The following is a 17,158-nucleotide window of genomic DNA, read 5'->3' on the forward strand; positions in this document are numbered from 1 at the left end:
ACGTCCAGTTGAAGGACTTCATTAGGCGATGTCTGCATAGACGATCAGCTTAGGGCTGGCGCCTTCGACTACCTGGGCGCGCTGTTGCATCGTCCTCTGTCTTCTGCTCTGCCATAGAACGACCTCACGATCACCTCTCAAACACTCACTAAGACCGACCGGCGCGTCCTGAGCTGGGGTGTCGGTAAGAGTCGTGCAACCAGGTACAGGGGATTGAGTTCGCCCAGGTCAGCGGAAGTGCCCGTGGGCCGGTTGAGGGGGCCTTTCCCCGATCGTGGGACGTGCGTGATCGTGCGCGGCCAGTATTGATCCGGATTCGTGTGGTTTGCGGCGGCATGGCTGGCCGCTTCGCGAGAGAGCCGGATGCCGCGTGGCGCGTGTGCTGGACGAGGACGAGCTCGTTGGAAACTGGACGCTGGTCGGGGACGAGCTGGATCAGCTGTCGGGGCGGCGGGGCGCGACGAAGCTCGGGTTCGCGCTCTTGCTGCGCTTTTATGCGCTGAACGGCCGGTTCCCGACGGGCCGTGCCGAGCTTCCCGATCAGGTTATCGCCTACGTCGCCCGGCTGGTCGACGTGCCCGCTTCGGAGTTGGGGCTGTATGAGTGGGACGGCCGATCGATCAAGGACCACCGCAAGGATGTCCGGAAGTACTTCGGGTTCCGGGAGTGCTCGCTGGCCGATTCCGACAAGGCCGCGGACTGGCTGGCGGCCGAGGTCTGCCCCAAGGAGCGGCAGGTCGACCGCGTGCGCGCCGAGCTCCTGGCGCATCTTCGCCAGGAGCGGATCGAGCCGCCGGCGCGGGACCGGATCCGCCGGATCATCGGGACGGCGCTGCGGCAAGCCGAGCAGACACAGACCTCCCAGGTCTCCAGCCGGATCCCGGCTGAGGCCCTCGGGCGGCTGCTCGCTCTGATCGCCAAGAGCGCCGACCCCGGCGACGAACCCGAGGACCAGGGCGAGGATGACGGCGCTCTGTTCGGCGCCGCCGAGGCCGCTGCGGTGGACGTGTTCGCGGTGATCCGCGAGGAGCCGGGCAACGTGTCGGTGAAGACGATCGAGCGGGAGGTGACCAAGCTGACCGCGATCCGCAAGGTCGGCCTGCCGGACGACCTGTTCACCGACGTCGCCCCGAAGGTGCTGGCCTCCTGGCGGGCGCGCGTCGCCGCCGAAGCCCCCTCTCACCTGCGCTCGCACCCGCACGACGTCAAGGTGACGTTGCTGGCCGCCTACCTGTGCTGCCGGTCCCGCGAGATCACCGACACCCTGGTCGACTTGCTGATCGCGACGGTGCACCGGATCAACGCCCGCGCCGAATCGAAGGTGACCAGCGACTTCGTGGCGGAGCTGAAGCGGGTGTCGGGCAAGGAGAACATCCTGTTCAAGATGACAGAGGCCGCCTTGGAGTCGCGGGTGGAGGATGTCATCTACCCGGCCGTGCCGGGCGGCTACAAGACGCTGGTCCAGCTGCTGTACGAGTACAGGGCGAAGGGCTCCTCCTACCGGCAGCACAAGCAGCGGGTGTTCAAGGCCTCCTACACCAATCACTACCGGACCGGCCTGATCCAGATCCTGGAGGTGCTGGAGTTGGGGTCGACGAACACCGTGCACGCGCCGATGATGCAGGCCCTCACCTTGATCAAGCGGTACAAGGCCGAGCAGTCCAACCGGATCAAGTGCTACGCCCTCGGCGAGCACGTCCCCGTCGACGGGATCGTCCCGGCCGAACTGGTGGAGCTGATGTACCGGGCCGACAGCACCAAGCGGCAGCGGATCCTGCGCACCGTCTACGAGTGCGGCGTCTTCCAGACCCTGCGGGAGAAGCTGCGCTGCAAGGAGATCTGGGTGGTCGGCGCCGACCGGTGGCGCAACCCCGACGACGACCTGCCCAAGGACTTCGAAGCCAACCGGACGGAGAACTACGCCAAGCTCCGCAAGCCGCTGGACCCGCAAGTGTTCGTCGACCAGCTCCGCGCGGAGATGGACGCCGAACTGTCGGCGCTGAACGACGCCCTGGGCGGCAAGGGCCTTTCCTGGTTGAGGATCGCCGAACGGCGCAACGCCGGGGCGATCCACCTCACCCCGCTGGACGCCGCCCCGGAGCCGCGGAACCTGCGCCGGTTGAAGGCGGCGATCCGGGATCGGTGGGGTGTCGTGCCGCTGATGGACATGCTGACCGAGACCGCGCTACGGACGGGCTGCTTGAACGTCTTCACCCCGGCAGGCACCCAGAACCACCTGGACGCCCAGGTGCTGTTCGAGCGACTCCTGCTGCTGATCTACGCCTACGGCACCGGTACCGGGATCCGTGCGGTGGCCGCCGGCGACCACCCGCACACCGAGGACGACCTGCGGTACGGGCGTCGCCGCTACCTGACCATCGAGGCCTGCCGCGAGGTCGCCCAGGTGATCGCGAATGCGACCTTCGCCGTCCGGCAGGCCGCCCTGTGGGGCGAGGGCACGACCGCGGTCGCGTCGGACTCCACCCACTTCTCGGCGTTCGATCAGAACATCTTCACCGAGTGGCACTCCCGTTACCGCAGGGCCAAGCGCGGTGTGCTGATCTACTGGACGGTCGAGGTCGGCGGGTCGATGGCCGTCCACTCCCAGCTCATCAACTGCTCGGCCTCCGAGGTCCACGCGATGGTCGAGGGCGCGATGCGGCACGGCACCGACATGGAGATCGAGCAGAACTACGTCGACTCCCACGGCGCCAGCTACGTCGGGTTCGGGATCACCCGGCTGCTGGACTTCGACCTGGTCGCCCGGTTCAAGCAGATCAACAAGATGAAGCTGTACGTCCCGGGGAAGGGCGAGGACTTCTCCTACCCCCTCCTCGGCCCCGCGCTGACCAGGCCGATCCGGTGGGACATCATCAGCCAAAACTACGACGTCATGATGAAGTACGCCACTGCGATCAGGCTGCGGACCGCCACGACCGAGGCCCTGCTGCGCCGGTTCACCTCCGAGACCACCCACCCGGCCTACGCCGCGATGCTGGAGGTCGGCCGCGCCCAGCGCACGATCTTCCTCGCCCGGTGGCTCCGCGACCGCGATCTCCAGCGCGAGACCGAATCCGGGCTGAACGTGGTGGAGAACTACAACGGCGCAGGCGACTACATCAAGTTCGGCAAGCGCGGAGAGCTCGCCTCCAACCGGCGCGAAGAGCAGGAGCTGGGGATGTTGTGCCTGCACATTCTCCAGTCGGCCCTCGGTCTGATCAACACGCTGATGATCCAGGACACCCTCGCCCTACCCGAGTGGGAGAACGTCCTGACCGACGCCGACCGGCGCGGCCTCACCCCGCTGTTCCACACCAACATGACGCCTTACGGCGAGATCCAGCTGCGCACCGACCGGCGCCTGGACCTCGCCGACCTGCCGACCGCATAGCGGGCCCTACCCGCAGTCAGGACCCGCTGCGCGTCCACTGGGCCCCCCTGGCGGTCTGATGGCGCGGTGGCCATGGTCGAGCGGCAGGGTGCAGTGCCCGACGTAGGAGTCGTCGGAGTTGCTCGGGTGCAGTTCACCGCACATGCGCGGCGCCACCAGGTCGTCGAGGTCGTCGTCGTAGAAGCCCTCTTCCTCCCGGTGGGCCAGGCACTCGGCGAGGAGCTGGCGGGAGGTCTTGGAGGGCAGTTCGCCGATCAGGGCGTCCTTCAGAGGGTCCTGGTAGCAATCGCCGGGAATCCAACCCGGCTCTGGCAGGCATTCCTCCGCAGATTCGATCTTGAGCACACCTTCCGCATGTTCAAGCAGACCCTCGGCTGGGCCACCCCAAAGATCCGCGACCCGCACGCCGCCGACCGCTGGACCTGGCTCATCATCGCCGCGCACACCCAGCTTCGTCTGGCCCGCCCGCTCGCCCTCGACCTGCGCCGCCCGTGGGAGCGCCCCTGCCCGCCCGAGCGGCTCACCCCGGCCCGTGTCCGCAGAGGGTTTCGTCACCTCCGCGGGAGACTCACGCTGCCCGCCGGTGCGCCGAAACCCGCCGTGCCCGGCCCCGGACGACCCCGAGGCTCAAAGAACCGGGCTCCCGCCCGTCATCACGACGTGGGCAAAACCGTCAAACGCGCCGCCACCCTCACCGAACGCCACGAACAGGCAGATTAAACAACAAGCTTGGGCATCCATAAGAGCACGGCCCGCGGGCACCACAGCGGCGACGCTCTAATCCTGGCCTCAGGTTGATCGGGGACAATGAGCGGCAAAAGCATCGACTGGAGGGGCGGGCCGGCGTGCGGATCATGATCGCGGATGACGAGGCGGCCATCCGTGAGTCGCTGGAGCGGGTACTCCAGGTTGAGGGTTACGACACCAGCACCGTCGCCAACGGTCTCGCTGTGCTCGACGGGGTCGGTGGCGACGCGCCGGATCTGCTGATCCTCGACGTGATGATGCCCCGCCTCGGCGGGTTGGAGACCTGCCGGCGGTTGCGGGCGGCGGGTCGGGATCTGCCGGTGCTGATGCTGACCGCCCGGGATCAGGTCTCCGACCGGGTCGCGGGGCTGGACGCGGGCGCCGACGACTATCTGCCCAAGCCGTTCGCCACCGAGGAGTTGCTGGCCCGGGTCCGGGCCCTGCTGCGCCGCCGCGCGCCGAGCGACGACGAGTCGCAGATCCTGACGTTCGCCGACGTCCGGGTCGATCCCGACAGGTTCGAGGCGTGGCGGGGCGGGCGGCCGCTCCGCCTGACTCGGACCGAGTTTTCCCTGCTGCAGGTCCTCGTGCGCAACGCGACCCGGGTGTTGACCCAAGACGCGCTGTTCGAGGCGATCTGGGGCTTCGACATGAGCGTCACCGCCAACAACCTCCAGGTGTACGTGAGCTACCTGCGCCGCAAGATGGAGGCCGAGGGTGAGCCGCGATTGATCTACACGCTGCGCGGCTTGGGGTACACGTTGCGGGAGACTCCTCCGTGAGCAGGCCCACCGGCCGGGGCTCGCGCCGGCTGACCCGTTGGTGGCGCCGACGGTCCCTGCGGACCAGGCTGACGGTGATCGCGGCGACGGCCATCGCGGTCAGCGTGTTCGTGGCCTTCCAGGTGGCCAGCGAGCTACTGGACTGGGAGCTGCAGAACACCGCGGAGGATCAGCTACGCACCGACTCCCGCGTCCTGGCGACGAACGCGAAGCGCGCCGGTCTGGCGCAGGTCCAGCTACCGCCGTATCCCGGATCCGGTCGGCTGGTGCGGGTCATCCTGCCCGACGGCTCGATCCGGACGCCGGCCGGCCAACCCGCGCTGCCCCCGGTCAGCGAGCACGCCGGGCGCGTGGCGCAGGGCGCGTCGGCCGACCTGATGGAGTCGGGCGACAGCGACGACGACGGCTACCTCATCTACACGCTGCGGGCGGGCGACGGCGCGGTCCAGGTGGCCCGCGTCGCCGACGACACCCCGATCAACCGGTTCGGGTTGGGCATGCTGCTGCTCGGGCTGCTCTGCGTGGTCAGCGGCGCCCTTGTCGGGCGGACCGTGGCGCGGACTGGGCTGGCACCGATCGACCGGCTGACCGCCGCCGCGGTCCGTGTCGCGCACACCCGGGATCTCGACGCCGACATCCCGGATGAGGGCGGTGGGGAGATCCGGCGGCTGATCCAGTCGATCAACGACATGCTCGCCGCGCTCCGGGACTCCCGGCGGGCCCAGCGGCTGCTCGCCGAGGACGCCGCCCACGAGCTCAAGACCCCGCTCACCAGCCTGCGCCTCAACATCGAGCTGCTGATCCGGCTCGATCGGCGCGGCACCCTGGACAGCGCACTGCCGGCGGAGAGCCGGACCCGGCTGCTCAACGATCTCGGCGCCCAGGTGGCCGAGTTGAGCACCCTTGCCGCCGAGCTGACCGACCTGGCGCGCGGTGACGTCAGCGACGAGAGCACCGAACTGCTCGACCTCGCCGACGTGGTGGTGGCCGCCGCGACCCAGGCGCGTTCCCGCGTGCCCGACATCGAGGTCGCGCTCGACGTGACCTCCGTGTGGGTGAGCGGGCGTCCCGCTGCGCTCCAACGGGCGGTGCTCAACCTCATCGACAACGCCGGCAAGTGGTCCCCCGCGGACCAGCCGGTCCAGGTCCGGCTCCGTGCCCAGGGCGCGTCGGCGGTGCTCGAGGTCGACGACGCCGGGCCGGGCATCGACGCCGCCGACGTACCGCGGGTGTTCGACCGGTTCTACCGTGCCGACAGCGCCCGGGCGTTGCCGGGATCCGGTCTGGGGCTGTCGATCGTGCAGCGGGTCGTCGACGCCCACGGCGGCCGGGCCACCGTCGCCCGCTCCCCACGCGGTGGCGCGCTGCTTCGGGTCGACCTTCCGGCCGCCCCGATCGCGCGGCTCACCGCCGGGGAGGACACCCCGGTGCGCTGACCCGCCCCGGCCGCACAGCGCAGGACCAACGGGCGGCGACCGTCGGGCCCATGAAAAGATCTGGGACGGGCCTGGGTCCCCGTCCCAGATCTCGTCCGTGCCGCCGCGCTCACCGTTGCAGCGCGGGCTCCTCATCGTCCACGAGCGGCCGTTGACCGTCCGGCAGCTCCACCGGTCGGGACAGCCGGCTCGGCCACCTAGAAGTCGGCTCTGAGCTGAGTTTGGCTCCCGTCCATCGCCGACGGACTTTCGTGGGCGTGACTTCGGGCCCAGTTGCGACGGGCCTTGATTCTCGTGCGGGTGTCGAACGGCGCTCCGGAGAGAAGTACCGTGGTACCACCTCCCTCCTGAAGATGACGACCGTAGTACGACGAAACGGGACGGAATCGGGCCTAGCGTTCAGGGCTATGACGAAACCTGAGAGTCCACTGCGGAGGTTCGGGGCGGCCACCATGGTGCTGGCGACGGCGTTCGCTGTCGTCGCCGCCTGCGGGTCGGACGCCGACAAGAGAGCGGCGCCCGCCGCGGCCGGCTCGCACAGCGCGCACGCGGGCAGGTCATCGGCTCCACCGCAGCCGCTGCGCGCCGGCGAGCGGTTCGTCGACCTGAAGATGGCCGAGGCCTACACGCCCGCGCCGCCGGAGGGCGGCGGCACGGACGAGTACCGGTGCCAGTTGATCGATCCGGGCCTGACCAAGGCGGCGTTCCTGACCGGGACCCAGGTCATGCCGGAGAACGTCGCCATCGCGCACCACGCCATCGTGTACGCGGTGCCGCCGGGCGGCGCTGCCGCGGTGCGCGAGCAGGACGCGAAGACCCCCGGCCTCGGCTGGCAGTGTTTCGGCGGGACCGGCGTGGCCGGCGCCGAGGTGGAAGAGGGGGACGCGGCGTGGGTGGACACCTGGGCGCCGGGCGCCACGGAGACGCTGCTCGACCAGGACGCCGGCTTCAAGCTGGAGCCGGGCAGCCTGATCGTCCTCCAGATCCACTACAACCTGCTCGCGACCGACGGCAAGCCGGCCGGGTCGGACCGCTCGGCGGTGCGGCTGCGGCTGACGGACGGCACGCCGCAGACCCGGGAACTCGAGACGTGGTCGCTCGACGCGCCGATCGACCTGCCCTGCGCCGCCGACGAGTCGGGTCCGCTCTGTGACCGGGCGGCCTCGATCGCGGACGTGACGAAGCGGTTCGGGCCGGATGTCGGCGAGATGGCGGACCGTCAGGTGGAGGAGTGCAACCAGGGCGGCGCGCCGAAGCCCGGTGACACCCAGACCTGTGACCACAAGGTGGAGGCGCCGGTGACGCTGTTCGCCGGTTTCGGCCACATGCACCTGCTCGGGCGGGCCATAAAGGTCGAACTCAACCCGGGCACGCCGAAGGCCAAGGTCGTGCTGGACGTGCCGCAGTTCGACTTCGACAACCAGCGGCTGATGAAGCTGCCGTCGCCGGTGGAGATCGGCCCGGGGGACACGCTGCGGGTGACGTGTACGCACGACGCGGGGCTGCGCAAACTGCTGCCGCAGCTGAGCAAGCTGCCACCGCGCTACGTGGTGTGGGGCGACGGCACCAGCGACGAGATGTGCACGGGCATCATGACGGTCTCCCCCCGCAAGTCCTGACGAAGCGTCGAACGTGTGTGAGCTCACTGAGGTCAACAAGCCGAAAAACTGCTCTGAGCTCACACACGTCCGCACTGAACTCACACCCGTGCGGCGTCGTGGCGGTCGGACGGGCGGTGACGTGGGCGGCTGCAGGCGGACCCGGCAGCGGAGTGGTCGATCACGCGGAGCGGATCGGCCCGGAGCGGTGCGGCTGGGAACTACGGTCGCGCCCCCGACGGACGCGCGAGATGAAGCGCTAAATCGGCCGGGTGAGTCTCAGGTCGTAGGCGAGGATAACGGCCTGGATCCGGTCCCGTGCGCCGATCTTGGCGAGGACCCGCCCGACGTGGGTCTTCACCGTCGACTCCGACAGCGTGAACCGTTGCGCGATCTCGCCGTTGGTGAGGCCGTGGCCGATGGCGACGAGGATCTCGCGCTCGCGGCCGGTCAGGGAGTCCAGCCGGGGATCCTCCCGCACGGGCGCGCAGAGGTCATCGCCGAGCCGGTCGGCGAACGCGTTGAGCAGCCGCCGAGTCAGCGCCGGCGCGATCACCGCGTCCCCGGCGGCGACGGCCCGGATGCCGGCGAGCAGCTCCTCCGGGCGGGTGTCCTTCAGCAGGAAACCGCTCGCCCCGGCCCGCAGCGCGGCGAGCGCGTACCGGTCCACGTCGAACGTCGTCAGCACCAGGATCCGCGAACGCCCACCGGCGGCGACGATGCGCCGGGTGGCCTCGATCCCGTCGATGCCCGGCATGCGGATGTCAATCAGCACCACGTCGGGATGCAGCTCGGTGGTCCGCCGAACGGCCTCGGCGCTGTTCTCGGCCTCGCCGACGATCTCGGTGTCGGGGGTGCTCTCCAGCAGCATGCGAAACCCGAAGCGCTGCAGCGGCTGGGCGTCCACCACGAGCACAGAGATCATGAATGGCTGCCTTTCAAGGTCGCGTAGACGGTCCAGCCCGTCGTCCGATGCGGGGCCGGCGCTGACCGTGCCGCCGTAGAGCGCGGCGCGTTCGGCCATGCCGGCGAGGCCGAGACCCGCGTCGCCCGGCGATGCCTACTTCATACCGAGCGAACCTGAGACGACTGTTAAAACGGCGCTCAGGCCGGTTGGCCGCCGGCGCGGGTTCATCGTCAGGCGGGCCGCTGTCGTGCACGACGATGTGGACCTGGCAGGAGTCGGCCGCCAGGCTCAGGTCGACGGTGGTGCGCGGGCCGGCGTGCTTGAGGGCGCTGGTCAGGGCCTCCTGCACGATGCGGAAGGCGGCCAGTTGCACGCCGAGGTCCGATCGCTCCTCATCGCCATGGCTCACCCACGACCGCCAAGAGTGGCCGAATTCGCGCGTCTGAATCACGTCAGCGTTGGCCGCCTTCAATGATGAGCGGCTTGTGCCTGGTGCGCCACTGGAATCGAGCCGTCGATACAGCGTGCCGTCTCGCCGGCTGCCCGAGCGCGATCGCCAAGGTGACGTTGAGCGCTGTTGTCGCAGTTGAGGGGTCAATTGGGCGACCGGGGTGAGGTCGGGGTGGCTAGGGTCGGCGTGTGGCTGAGGACTTCGACCTGATCTGGCAGGGATTGCGGGCGACGCGGTGGGATTCACCGGCGGCGGCTGCGGCGGACAAGGCGCGCCGCCGGACGTATGTGGCGGCGTTGGAGCAGGCCGAGCAGTTGCTGCGCGCGGCCGGGAGCGTGGGACCCGCAAGTCCGCTCCTGCTGTTCTACGGGTTGAGCCAGGCGGGGCGAGCAATTGCGGCCGCGGCAAAGGACCTGAAGGGCCCGGACTGGCTGTTGGACGGACACGGGATCAACGTGACGCCGGGCATTTTGAAGTCGGCGGACCTGGCTGGGATCACGACGGTGACCGATGCGCCGGACCGAAAGGGTAGCTTCGCCCGGCTGTCTGAGCTGCTGGGGTCTCCGTTGTGGCCGAAGGACGTGCATGATCCGATGCGGCTGGAGTTGGTGTGGGACTGTCTTCCCGAGTGCCGCGACCTGCCTCTGGGTGATGATCCGCAGGCTCGGCGGACAGCGCTGCAGATCGAGCCTCAGGGTACCACCGCATGGGCGGTAACCCGCTCGTACCGACGCCGCTGTGGCCGCTGCCGGACTGGGTGATGGACGCCGAGGACGGGCACGGTGCGCTCGCGGACTATCTGTCGGCGTTCGTGCTGGGGGAGAGGGCCTCGGAGCCGTACCGGCTGGCCTCGGTGGACGGCCCGCCGGAGTTCGAGCGGCACGTGGGCGGCTGGGGCGAGATCATGATGAACTGGCGGCCCCCGGAAGATTGGCCGGCCGGGGAGTCCGGCAAGATCGCCTACCTGGAGTCGTTCACCCGCGCCTACGGCCGGGGCCGCTACCTGTTCCCGGCAATCACCGGCGCGGGCAAGACGATGCATCCGCTGATGGCGTGGTGGGCGGTGCTGTTCGTGCTGTCGATGCTGGCCAGGTACGAGCCCGCTCGGTGGGGCGCTCATATTGCGGTGGACTCCAGCCGTCACGCGGTGACGCTGGAGCGGATCTTGGGGCGGGCGCGAGAGGTCGTGCCGCAGGTGGTTGCCGAGACGCTTCAGGAGGTTGGAGGCTAGTCGGCGTCTTCATCAGCCGTGAAGAAAGCTCGTCGGGAGCGTGCGCAGCGACCGACCGAACAGTGCCTACCAGTTCAGGGACAGGTTCGTTGGATTCTCGGCGATTGCTACCTGGACCCCTTCAGGAACCTAGCCACCGTCGTGGGCCGCATGCCCAGGTGGTGCGCGACGTACCCGGGCAGGACCGAACCCCGGGTCGCATCGTCAAGGGTGGCCACCACCAGGGCGACCGCGTAGGCGGGCCAAGGCCGGTGAGGGTGCCGGCCATCGGCTCGGCGTCGGTGCACGCTCATGGCCCTCGCCCGCGACCGCCCCCACGCCGCCAGGCTCCGGGAGCGGTTCGCGGCCAGCGACGACACCGCCCCCAGGGGCCCGTCCCCTGACCTCGGAACCGGATGTCACGTTCCGATCAAGATCATTATCAGCGCTACCGCTGTTCCTGGGTTCCTCAACCCTGGTAGTCCTGAACATAGATAGAGAAGTCGTATCCAGCGGCTTTGTGACCGTCGCGGTATCCGGGGCATTTACCCTTTTTGGCGAAGCCGTTGTAGAACAGCACGGAACACTGCACGCAGAACCGCCACTGGTTCTGCGTCCCACGTGGCTGGCCTCGGTCGTGCGGCAGGAGGAACTGGTTGTAAGGCCTACCGTAAATAGCGTATTCGTGCCCATATATCCCACCACGGTCCGCGCATCTCCCGGGTTCGTCGCCCCAGTAGAGGGTCGAGCATTTGTTGCACTGGCGCCAGTTGGCCTGGATGCGGGAGGTCTCGCCTCTGCCGCTGCTTTCCCGGTTGTACGTCAGCTTGAAGACCCAGCCTTCGGCCTCATGCGGGCCCATGCGTGGGCAGAGACTACTAAAACCGGATGAACTAAACCTAAACAGGGCGAAACACCTCTTGCAGAACCGCCAGCCGAAAGATGTGTACAGGGGTTCCGCTGCCGCCGAAGTGGGCGAGAACACGGATTCGGCCGCCACCGCAGACAGGCCGAGCGCGAGCGTGCCGGTTAGCACGGAACGGCGCGGTAACCGCCTGATGTTGGATTCTTCCTTCATCGGTTTCCCTCTCGATGAATGGTCGGATAAAAGGAGACTATATTGATCAAAAAGATTCATAAATGGGGCGTAGCCGTTTAGGTTTGGCAGATCAAGGACGGGACGATCCTCGTCCCTTGCGCGCCCACGCGATCATCTCCGCGCACCTGACAGGGCTATTGCGTAGCGCCGATGATCACCGTCGTCGTGGCGGTCGCCTTAACGGGTGACTTTGTTCTACAGCATCGGCGGAGCGCGACTCCCTCCTCGTTCCAATGAGGAATCAGGTCTTGACAACTGCCGGAGACTTGAAGCAGCGACCACTGATTAATGTTCCTGACTCGGCGTCTTGGATCGGTCGCCCGGCTCATCCACCACGCAGGGGTGCGTATGGATCTGGACCTCGGTTTGGTCACTGACTTCTTGGTGCTCGTGGAGGAGAGGCACTATGGGCGTGCGGCCGTGCGACTGCACATGACTCCATCGGCGTTGACCAAGCGCATCCAACGGCTGGAACGGCAAGTCGGGGTTGCCCTTGTCGAGCGGGGCCCTGTGGGTGTGTTCGCCGTGACCTCCGCGGGTCGGCGGTTCGCTACCGCCGCCGAACCCTTGATTGCTCAGGCCACCGCTGCCCGTGACAGTGCCTGGGCCGCACCCGCCCGCTACACGCTGCGGATCGGTGTCCCCGCCGGCCTCGGCGTGATTCTTGGACACACCGACATGATCGGCATCGCCCGAGCGGTCCGCCTCAGCTTCCCCGAGGCCCGGCTGGTGCGCCAGGACGTTCCCTTTTCCGCGCTCACCCACTGCCTGCCCGACCATCAGGTAGACGTCCTGTGGACCACCGCGCCCGTGCGGCATCCCGCTGTGAACTCCTACCCCCTGGCCACCACCAGTGCGCGCATCGGTGTGGTCGCCGCCCGGCATCCCCTCGCCGATGCGAAGACGATGAATGTGGAGGACTTCAGTGAGCACCCCATCCTGTACAACCCGGCCGCCGCCGACGAGTGGATGAACCGGTTCTGGCTTGAGGATGTACGGCCACGCCGGGAGGCGCGCCTGGTCGAGACCGACGCCGGGAACCTCACCCATGTCCTGCGCCATACCGCCGATAGCACAGCCGTGATAGCCACCCTCGCGGAGATCGCTCCGCTCCTGAACTCTCACTTGCGGGCGGTGACGCTGACCGGCGCCGCCCCTATGGTCTTCCACGCCGCATGTCGGCGCACCGACCGGCGTGGTGCCGTTCACGCCCTCGTGAAAGCCTTCCAGGCTCTCGGCCCCCGCCTGCTGTAGGCACGCTCAGTGGATAACCGTCGGACTGCAACCTGCGGGTGCGCTCCAGCGGGATCGTCCACGCGGCCATGATGACCCGATGGCTGGGTGGTGAGCGGATGCTCGGCCCGGCTTGCATGGTCGGTGTCAGCGGCTGTGCTCGTAGGGGTTGTGCTGCCCAATCGTGCGAAGCATCTGCACCCCTGAAGACTCCATCGCGATCTCCGCTCGGAGGGCACTCGAACTTCTGATATTACCCAAATATCGGAAGCCAGGCACCGGCCCCGCTTCTGATATCGCGGCCCTGGGCTACGCTTAACCCGTCGAAACCACTTCTGATATTGCGAGGCCATGGTGGGGCGGCAGCACCAGGCGGTACCCGAGGCGTTCACCACCGTCCATGCCGCCTACGCCGCGGCGCTGGAACGCGCGCCCTTGGACGGCGACACCCGCCGCGCCTACGACTCCCGGGTGCGGACCTTCCTTGCCTGGCTGGATGCGAGCGGTCTGGACGGCGACCCGCTCACCGACGCCCACGACCGCGACTTCGCCGTCCGTGACTACAAGACCCACATGAAGACCGTCCTGCACCGCGCGTCGAACACCGTGAACGCCCATCTGACCGCGCTGGACCACTTCTTTTCCCAGCTCGGGCTCGGCCCCGCGAGCGTCCGCCGCGATGATGCCCCCAAGCTCGCGCCCCGCGCGCTGGACGCCCGTCAGCAGAAGCGGTACCTACACGCCGTCGAACGACGCCCCCTGGCCCGCGACCGCGCGATCGGCCAGCTGCTGTTCTACTCCGGGCTGCGCATCGCCGAACTCGTCGCCCTGGGCGACGACGACGTCCCGCTCTCCGCGCGGAAGGGCAAGGTCATCGTCCGCTCCGGGAAAGGCGAGACCTCCCGCGAGGTCCCGCTGCTCGACGGCACCGCCCGCGCCTCGGTCACCGAGTGGCGCACCGACCGCGCCACCTGGCCCGGCGCCGCCAGTTCGGCCCTGTTCCTCAACCGCCGCGGCGGGCGTCTGTCGACCCGAGCCGTCGACCAGCTCATGGACGAACTCGCCGCCGACGCCGACATCCTCGACGACGCGGGTGCCCTCGCCCTGTCCGCCCACACCCTGCGCCACACCCTGGCGACCAACCTGCTGCGCGCCGGCGCCGGCGCCGGCGCCGACATCGTCGTCGTCGCCGAGATCCTCGGCCACGCCCGCCTCGACACCACCCGCCGATACACCCTGCCCACTCACGCCGACCTCGAAGACGCCGTCAGTCACCTCCCCACCGATCAGTAGGGCACCGCTGACCTGGGCGAACTCAATCCCCTGTACCTGGTTGCACGACTCTTACCGACACCCCGACCAGCGCCGCGTGGGTGCGCCCTTTTCACAGCCCGGCTTTGCCCATGGGATTGTCCTTCCAGCGGTCGACGGCGCGGACGTAGCCGTGCACGGTGGGGGAAGTGGGCTTCCAGCGGCCCTGTTCAGCGATCTTGCCGGTGGGCACGTTCGCATCAGCCAGGGTGGTGGCGCCGCCAGCGCGCAGTCCGTGTGCGCTGTAGCGTTCGGCGTCGGCCAGACCGGCGCGTAGTGCGGCGTCCTTGACGATGGTGTTCAGGGTGACGCCGGATAGGCGCAGTCCGCCGCGGCCGGCCCAGCCGGGGGTGCCGCCGATGCGGCCGAAGCGGTCGATGGGCCGCAGCAGTGCCCCGGTGGTGATGCCGCACTCGTGCAGCACGGTCAGCCAGGCCTGCACCGAGCGGACTGGGCAGGTGGAAAGATGTGAGCCGTAGGGGACGGCGACGGTTTGTCCGGCGGCGTCCTGGTCGGTTTTGCTGACGGGGATGAACACCTCCAGTCCTTGGCGCGGGAAGGTGAGGTGTTCGCAGTCGAGGGCGGCGAGTTCGCTGCGCCGGCCCATCAGGGCGAAGCCGAGCACCAGCGCGGCCCGGTCCCGGATGCCGGTGGGGGTGTCGTCGGGGGTGTGGGCGATGAGGCTGCGCAGGATGTCGATGGTGATCGGCGGGGCCTTGCGCACGGTGTTGCCCGGTTTGGTGCTCCAGGCGCGGCGGTAGGCGCGCAACGCGTCGCGAGCGGCGGTGGTGTGCGGCTTGGGAAGGCCGGCCTTGCCGTGCGCGGACGACACGCAGGCCAGCGCCTGGTCGATGCTGGCCGGGGCCAGGCCGCGCCCGGCCAGTTCGGCGACGAAACTGGCCAGGGTCGCGGCGGTGGCCGGCAGCGGGGTGCGGCCGGTGGTGGTGCACCAGGACAGATAGCCGGCCCAGACGCGGGCGTAGGCGCGGGTGGTGTTGGCCGCCGGGGCCGCCGCGATCAGTCGCGCCGCTTCCTCGGTCACGTACTCGTCGGCCGAGCGCCGCTCGCCGGCGATCGTCACCCCGTCCAAGACAACCGCATCGTCCATCCGTGCCGCACTATCGGCAGGAGCGCGCCAGGCGAGCGCGGTTCCGGACGAACTTGGCTCCTCGGGGGAGACATCTACCCCGGCACCGTCATCGACACCAAGGCCTGACATCGCGCCACTGTCGTCGTCTGGGTGCTCCAGATGCATGCAGCTACTCCCGGTTAATTCATAGGATCATCGGGTCTATTTTAGTGCTCTCAGGCTTGCGATAAGCAAAGTTATCGCAAGCCTGCTGCCGCACGCATGCATCACTGGAGTTTCGTATCGTGACGTACGAAATATTGATCGTTCGCGAACGGTACGATGCTATTCTTTGCCAGTGACTGAAGATCCTTCCCGTGCGTTCGCCCCCTTTGTGACCCTTGAGGCGGGCCCAGATGATCCCGATACGGGACGGATGTGCGCCCGCTCGGGATGCGTCAACCGGCTTGAGCCGCTGGGCCGCCGCGGTGGTCGTCCGGCCCTGTACTGCGGGGACGCCTGCCGCGCCGCCGCGCACCGCGCCCGCACCGCCACCCACACCCCGGTCCTCGCCGAGGCGCTCCACCGCACCGGCGCACTCAGCGGAGACCTGCTGGCTGCGGGCGAGCAGTGGAGCGCCCAGCTGACCGCCTTCGCCGAGGCGCTGAGCGCCGCGACCACCGGCGCGCTCACCCAGATCGACGCCGCCGAGCAGGCCGCCGAAGAGGCCCGCGCCGCCGCCGCGGCCGCCGAACAGCGCGCCACCGATGCCCAGCACAAGGCCCAGGCCGCGATCGCCGCAGCCGACAAGGCCATCCAGCAGGCCACCGCGGCGCAACACCGCGCCGAGGACTCCGAACGGGCGGCCTGGCGCGCGGCCGGCGAGCACGAAGCCGAACGCGCCCGCGCCCAGCAAGCCGCCACCGCGGCCGCCGAGCGCGCCGCGGCCGCCGAGCGCACCACCCGACGCATCAGCTCCGAACGCGACGCCCTGCAAGGCGTCTTGGACGCCGAACGCCGCCGGGCCGCCACCGCGGCCGACGACCACGACCGGCAGATCGCCACCCTGCACAACACGCTCGCCGACCGCACCGCCGACCTCGAGCAGGCCCGTAGCGACCTGAAAACCGCTGGTAGCCGCACTAAGCGCGCCGAGACCGCCGAGCAGAAAGCGCTCCAGGACGCCGAGGCGGCGCGCGCCGAGACCGGCCGGGTCCGCGAGGAACTCACCGCGCACATCACCCAGCTGAAGGAGAAACTCGCCACCGAACGCGAGGACCTGCGGCAAACCCGAGTCCACCGCGATGAGGCCCGCACCGCGACCGCAGTGGCAGACGCCCGACTGGAGGCCCTGCAGCAGGCGCTGGAGCGAGCCGAACACCGCGCCCAGGCGGCCGAGCAGCGCGAAGAGATCGCCCAGCAGACAATCAGCCGTCTCCTCGTTCTCCAGCCGACCCCGGAGACCGCGTCGGCCGAGGGCGCGGGGGCGCCGCCCATCACGAAGAACTTCTCTGAGCGTCCCTGAGACGCACACGCCCGTGCGCCGCAGCGGCCGGCGGCGCCGGAAAACGCCTCTCTCAACGCCATCTCCCGCCCCCGTTCAAGGGTGCAGGCGTCGAACCGGACGAGCGAAGAGACTGAGCGCTGAACCGAGAGCAGACGATCGTGGAGGAAGACCGTTACTGACGGCACGAATGACGATTGTCGCCAACAAGGTCGGCCGCTGGCGCGACAGCGCCGTGCGCAGTGTCGATCTCTGATCCGCCCGCTGACCCGAGGGGGAGCGTCGAAGGCATGCAACTGACATCTCGGTGACAACAGCACTGACAGTCCGTGGCAAAACCAGAGGTCGCGTCCTCGGAGCGGTGTAAAAGGCTCGACGAGGTAGGTGCCGTGGGTTGATCTTAGGCGGCCTCGGTCGTGG

14 protein-coding genes are annotated in these 17,158 nt (G+C 68.8%); 10 read left to right on the top strand and 4 right to left on the bottom strand.

Annotated elements, in window-relative coordinates:
• Positions 1-370: 370 nt before the first annotated feature.
• Positions 371-3,391, top strand: a complete 3,021-nt coding sequence (locus ACSDR0_RS45260; protein WP_435295157.1) for a Tn3 family transposase — start codon at positions 371-373, stop codon at positions 3,389-3,391.
• A gap of 6 nt (positions 3,392-3,397) precedes the next feature.
• Here the strand turns inward: ACSDR0_RS45260 and ACSDR0_RS45265 are convergent, their stop codons facing one another.
• Positions 3,398-3,736, bottom strand: a complete 339-nt coding sequence (locus tag ACSDR0_RS45265) for a hypothetical protein (RefSeq protein WP_435295158.1) — start codon at positions 3,734-3,736, stop codon at positions 3,398-3,400.
• 9 nt (positions 3,737-3,745) lie between these two features.
• Here ACSDR0_RS45265 and ACSDR0_RS45270 point away from each other — a divergent pair, with 9 nt between their 5' ends.
• The 4 genes from ACSDR0_RS45270 to ACSDR0_RS45285 all read left to right on the top strand — a co-directional run bounded on the left by ACSDR0_RS45270 (position 3,746) and on the right by ACSDR0_RS45285 (position 7,975).
• Entirely contained in the window at positions 3,746-4,111 is a 366-nt protein-coding gene (locus ACSDR0_RS45270) for a hypothetical protein (protein WP_435295159.1), read from the top strand.
• A gap of 134 nt (positions 4,112-4,245) precedes the next feature.
• Positions 4,246-4,920, top strand: a complete 675-nt coding sequence (locus tag ACSDR0_RS45275; RefSeq protein ID WP_435295160.1) for a response regulator transcription factor — start codon at positions 4,246-4,248, stop codon at positions 4,918-4,920.
• Positions 4,917-6,356 (top strand): ATP-binding protein, encoded by a 1,440-nt coding sequence (locus ACSDR0_RS45280; RefSeq protein WP_435295161.1) that lies wholly within the window; start codon positions 4,917-4,919, stop codon positions 6,354-6,356. Before ACSDR0_RS45275 ends, ACSDR0_RS45280 begins: the two co-directional genes overlap by 4 nt.
• Before the next feature lie 407 nt (positions 6,357-6,763).
• Positions 6,764-7,975, top strand: coding sequence for a monooxygenase (locus ACSDR0_RS45285; protein WP_435295162.1), 1,212 nt, complete (start codon positions 6,764-6,766; stop codon positions 7,973-7,975).
• Between the two features lie 238 nt (positions 7,976-8,213).
• Here ACSDR0_RS45285 and ACSDR0_RS45290 read toward each other — a convergent pair whose 3' ends face one another.
• Positions 8,214-8,879, bottom strand: a complete 666-nt coding sequence (locus tag ACSDR0_RS45290; protein WP_435295163.1) for a response regulator — start codon at positions 8,877-8,879, stop codon at positions 8,214-8,216.
• 621 nt (positions 8,880-9,500) lie between these two features.
• On the opposite strand from ACSDR0_RS45290, the gene ACSDR0_RS45295 reads away from it, so the two are divergent.
• Positions 9,501-10,073, top strand: a complete 573-nt coding sequence (locus ACSDR0_RS45295; protein ID WP_435295164.1) for a YaaC family protein — start codon at positions 9,501-9,503, stop codon at positions 10,071-10,073.
• Complete coding sequence (locus ACSDR0_RS45300; protein WP_435295165.1) at positions 10,019-10,543, top strand: YaaC family protein; 525 nt, start codon at positions 10,019-10,021, stop codon at positions 10,541-10,543. The genes ACSDR0_RS45295 and ACSDR0_RS45300 overlap by 55 nt, the downstream gene beginning before the upstream one ends.
• A 448-nt stretch (positions 10,544-10,991) precedes the next feature.
• Here ACSDR0_RS45300 and ACSDR0_RS45305 read toward each other — a convergent pair whose 3' ends face one another.
• On the bottom strand, positions 10,992-11,660 hold the full coding sequence (locus tag ACSDR0_RS45305; protein WP_435295166.1) for a hypothetical protein: 669 nt from the start codon (positions 11,658-11,660) through the stop codon (positions 10,992-10,994).
• A 309-nt stretch (positions 11,661-11,969) separates the two neighbouring features.
• Here ACSDR0_RS45305 and ACSDR0_RS45310 point away from each other — a divergent pair, with 309 nt between their 5' ends.
• Positions 11,970-12,875 carry a LysR family transcriptional regulator gene (locus ACSDR0_RS45310; RefSeq protein WP_435295167.1) on the top strand — a complete coding sequence of 302 codons (906 nt, stop codon included), beginning with the start codon at positions 11,970-11,972 and terminating at the stop codon, positions 12,873-12,875.
• A 330-nt stretch (positions 12,876-13,205) separates the two neighbouring features.
• A complete protein-coding gene (locus ACSDR0_RS45315; RefSeq protein ID WP_435295168.1) occupies positions 13,206-14,147 on the top strand; it encodes a tyrosine-type recombinase/integrase in 942 nt (313 codons plus the stop codon).
• Between the two features lie 91 nt (positions 14,148-14,238).
• Here the strand turns inward: ACSDR0_RS45315 and ACSDR0_RS45320 are convergent, their stop codons facing one another.
• On the bottom strand, positions 14,239-15,273 hold the full coding sequence (locus tag ACSDR0_RS45320; protein WP_435295169.1) for a site-specific integrase: 1,035 nt from the start codon (positions 15,271-15,273) through the stop codon (positions 14,239-14,241).
• Between the two features lie 319 nt (positions 15,274-15,592).
• Between ACSDR0_RS45320 and ACSDR0_RS45325 the strand changes: the two genes are divergently transcribed.
• A complete protein-coding gene (locus ACSDR0_RS45325) occupies positions 15,593-16,759 on the top strand; it encodes a hypothetical protein (protein ID WP_435295170.1) in 1,167 nt (388 codons plus the stop codon).
• Positions 16,760-17,158 lie beyond the last annotated feature (399 nt).

This window comes from Streptosporangium sp. G11, from assembly GCF_051192615.1.
Taxonomy (GTDB): Bacteria; Actinomycetota; Actinomycetes; order Streptosporangiales; family Streptosporangiaceae; genus Streptosporangium.

Excerpts from the sequence above, each read along its gene's own strand:
- ACSDR0_RS45285 (WP_435295162.1), top strand. The coding sequence starts at position 6,764 with ATGACGAAACCTGAGAGTCCACTGCGGAGGTTCGGGGCGGCCACCATG.
- ACSDR0_RS45315 (WP_435295168.1), top strand. The coding sequence starts at position 13,206 with ATGGTGGGGCGGCAGCACCAGGCGGTACCCGAGGCGTTCACCACCGTC.
- ACSDR0_RS45300 (WP_435295165.1), top strand. The coding sequence starts at position 10,019 with ATGGGCGGTAACCCGCTCGTACCGACGCCGCTGTGGCCGCTGCCGGAC.
- ACSDR0_RS45290 (WP_435295163.1), bottom strand. The coding sequence starts at position 8,879 with ATGATCTCTGTGCTCGTGGTGGACGCCCAGCCGCTGCAGCGCTTCGGG.
- ACSDR0_RS45305 (WP_435295166.1), bottom strand. The coding sequence starts at position 11,660 with ATGAATCTTTTTGATCAATATAGTCTCCTTTTATCCGACCATTCATCG.
- ACSDR0_RS45310 (WP_435295167.1), top strand. The coding sequence starts at position 11,970 with ATGGATCTGGACCTCGGTTTGGTCACTGACTTCTTGGTGCTCGTGGAG.
- ACSDR0_RS45270 (WP_435295159.1), top strand. The coding sequence starts at position 3,746 with ATGTTCAAGCAGACCCTCGGCTGGGCCACCCCAAAGATCCGCGACCCG.
- ACSDR0_RS45275 (WP_435295160.1), top strand. The coding sequence starts at position 4,246 with ATGATCGCGGATGACGAGGCGGCCATCCGTGAGTCGCTGGAGCGGGTA.
- ACSDR0_RS45320 (WP_435295169.1), bottom strand. The coding sequence starts at position 15,273 with ATGGACGATGCGGTTGTCTTGGACGGGGTGACGATCGCCGGCGAGCGG.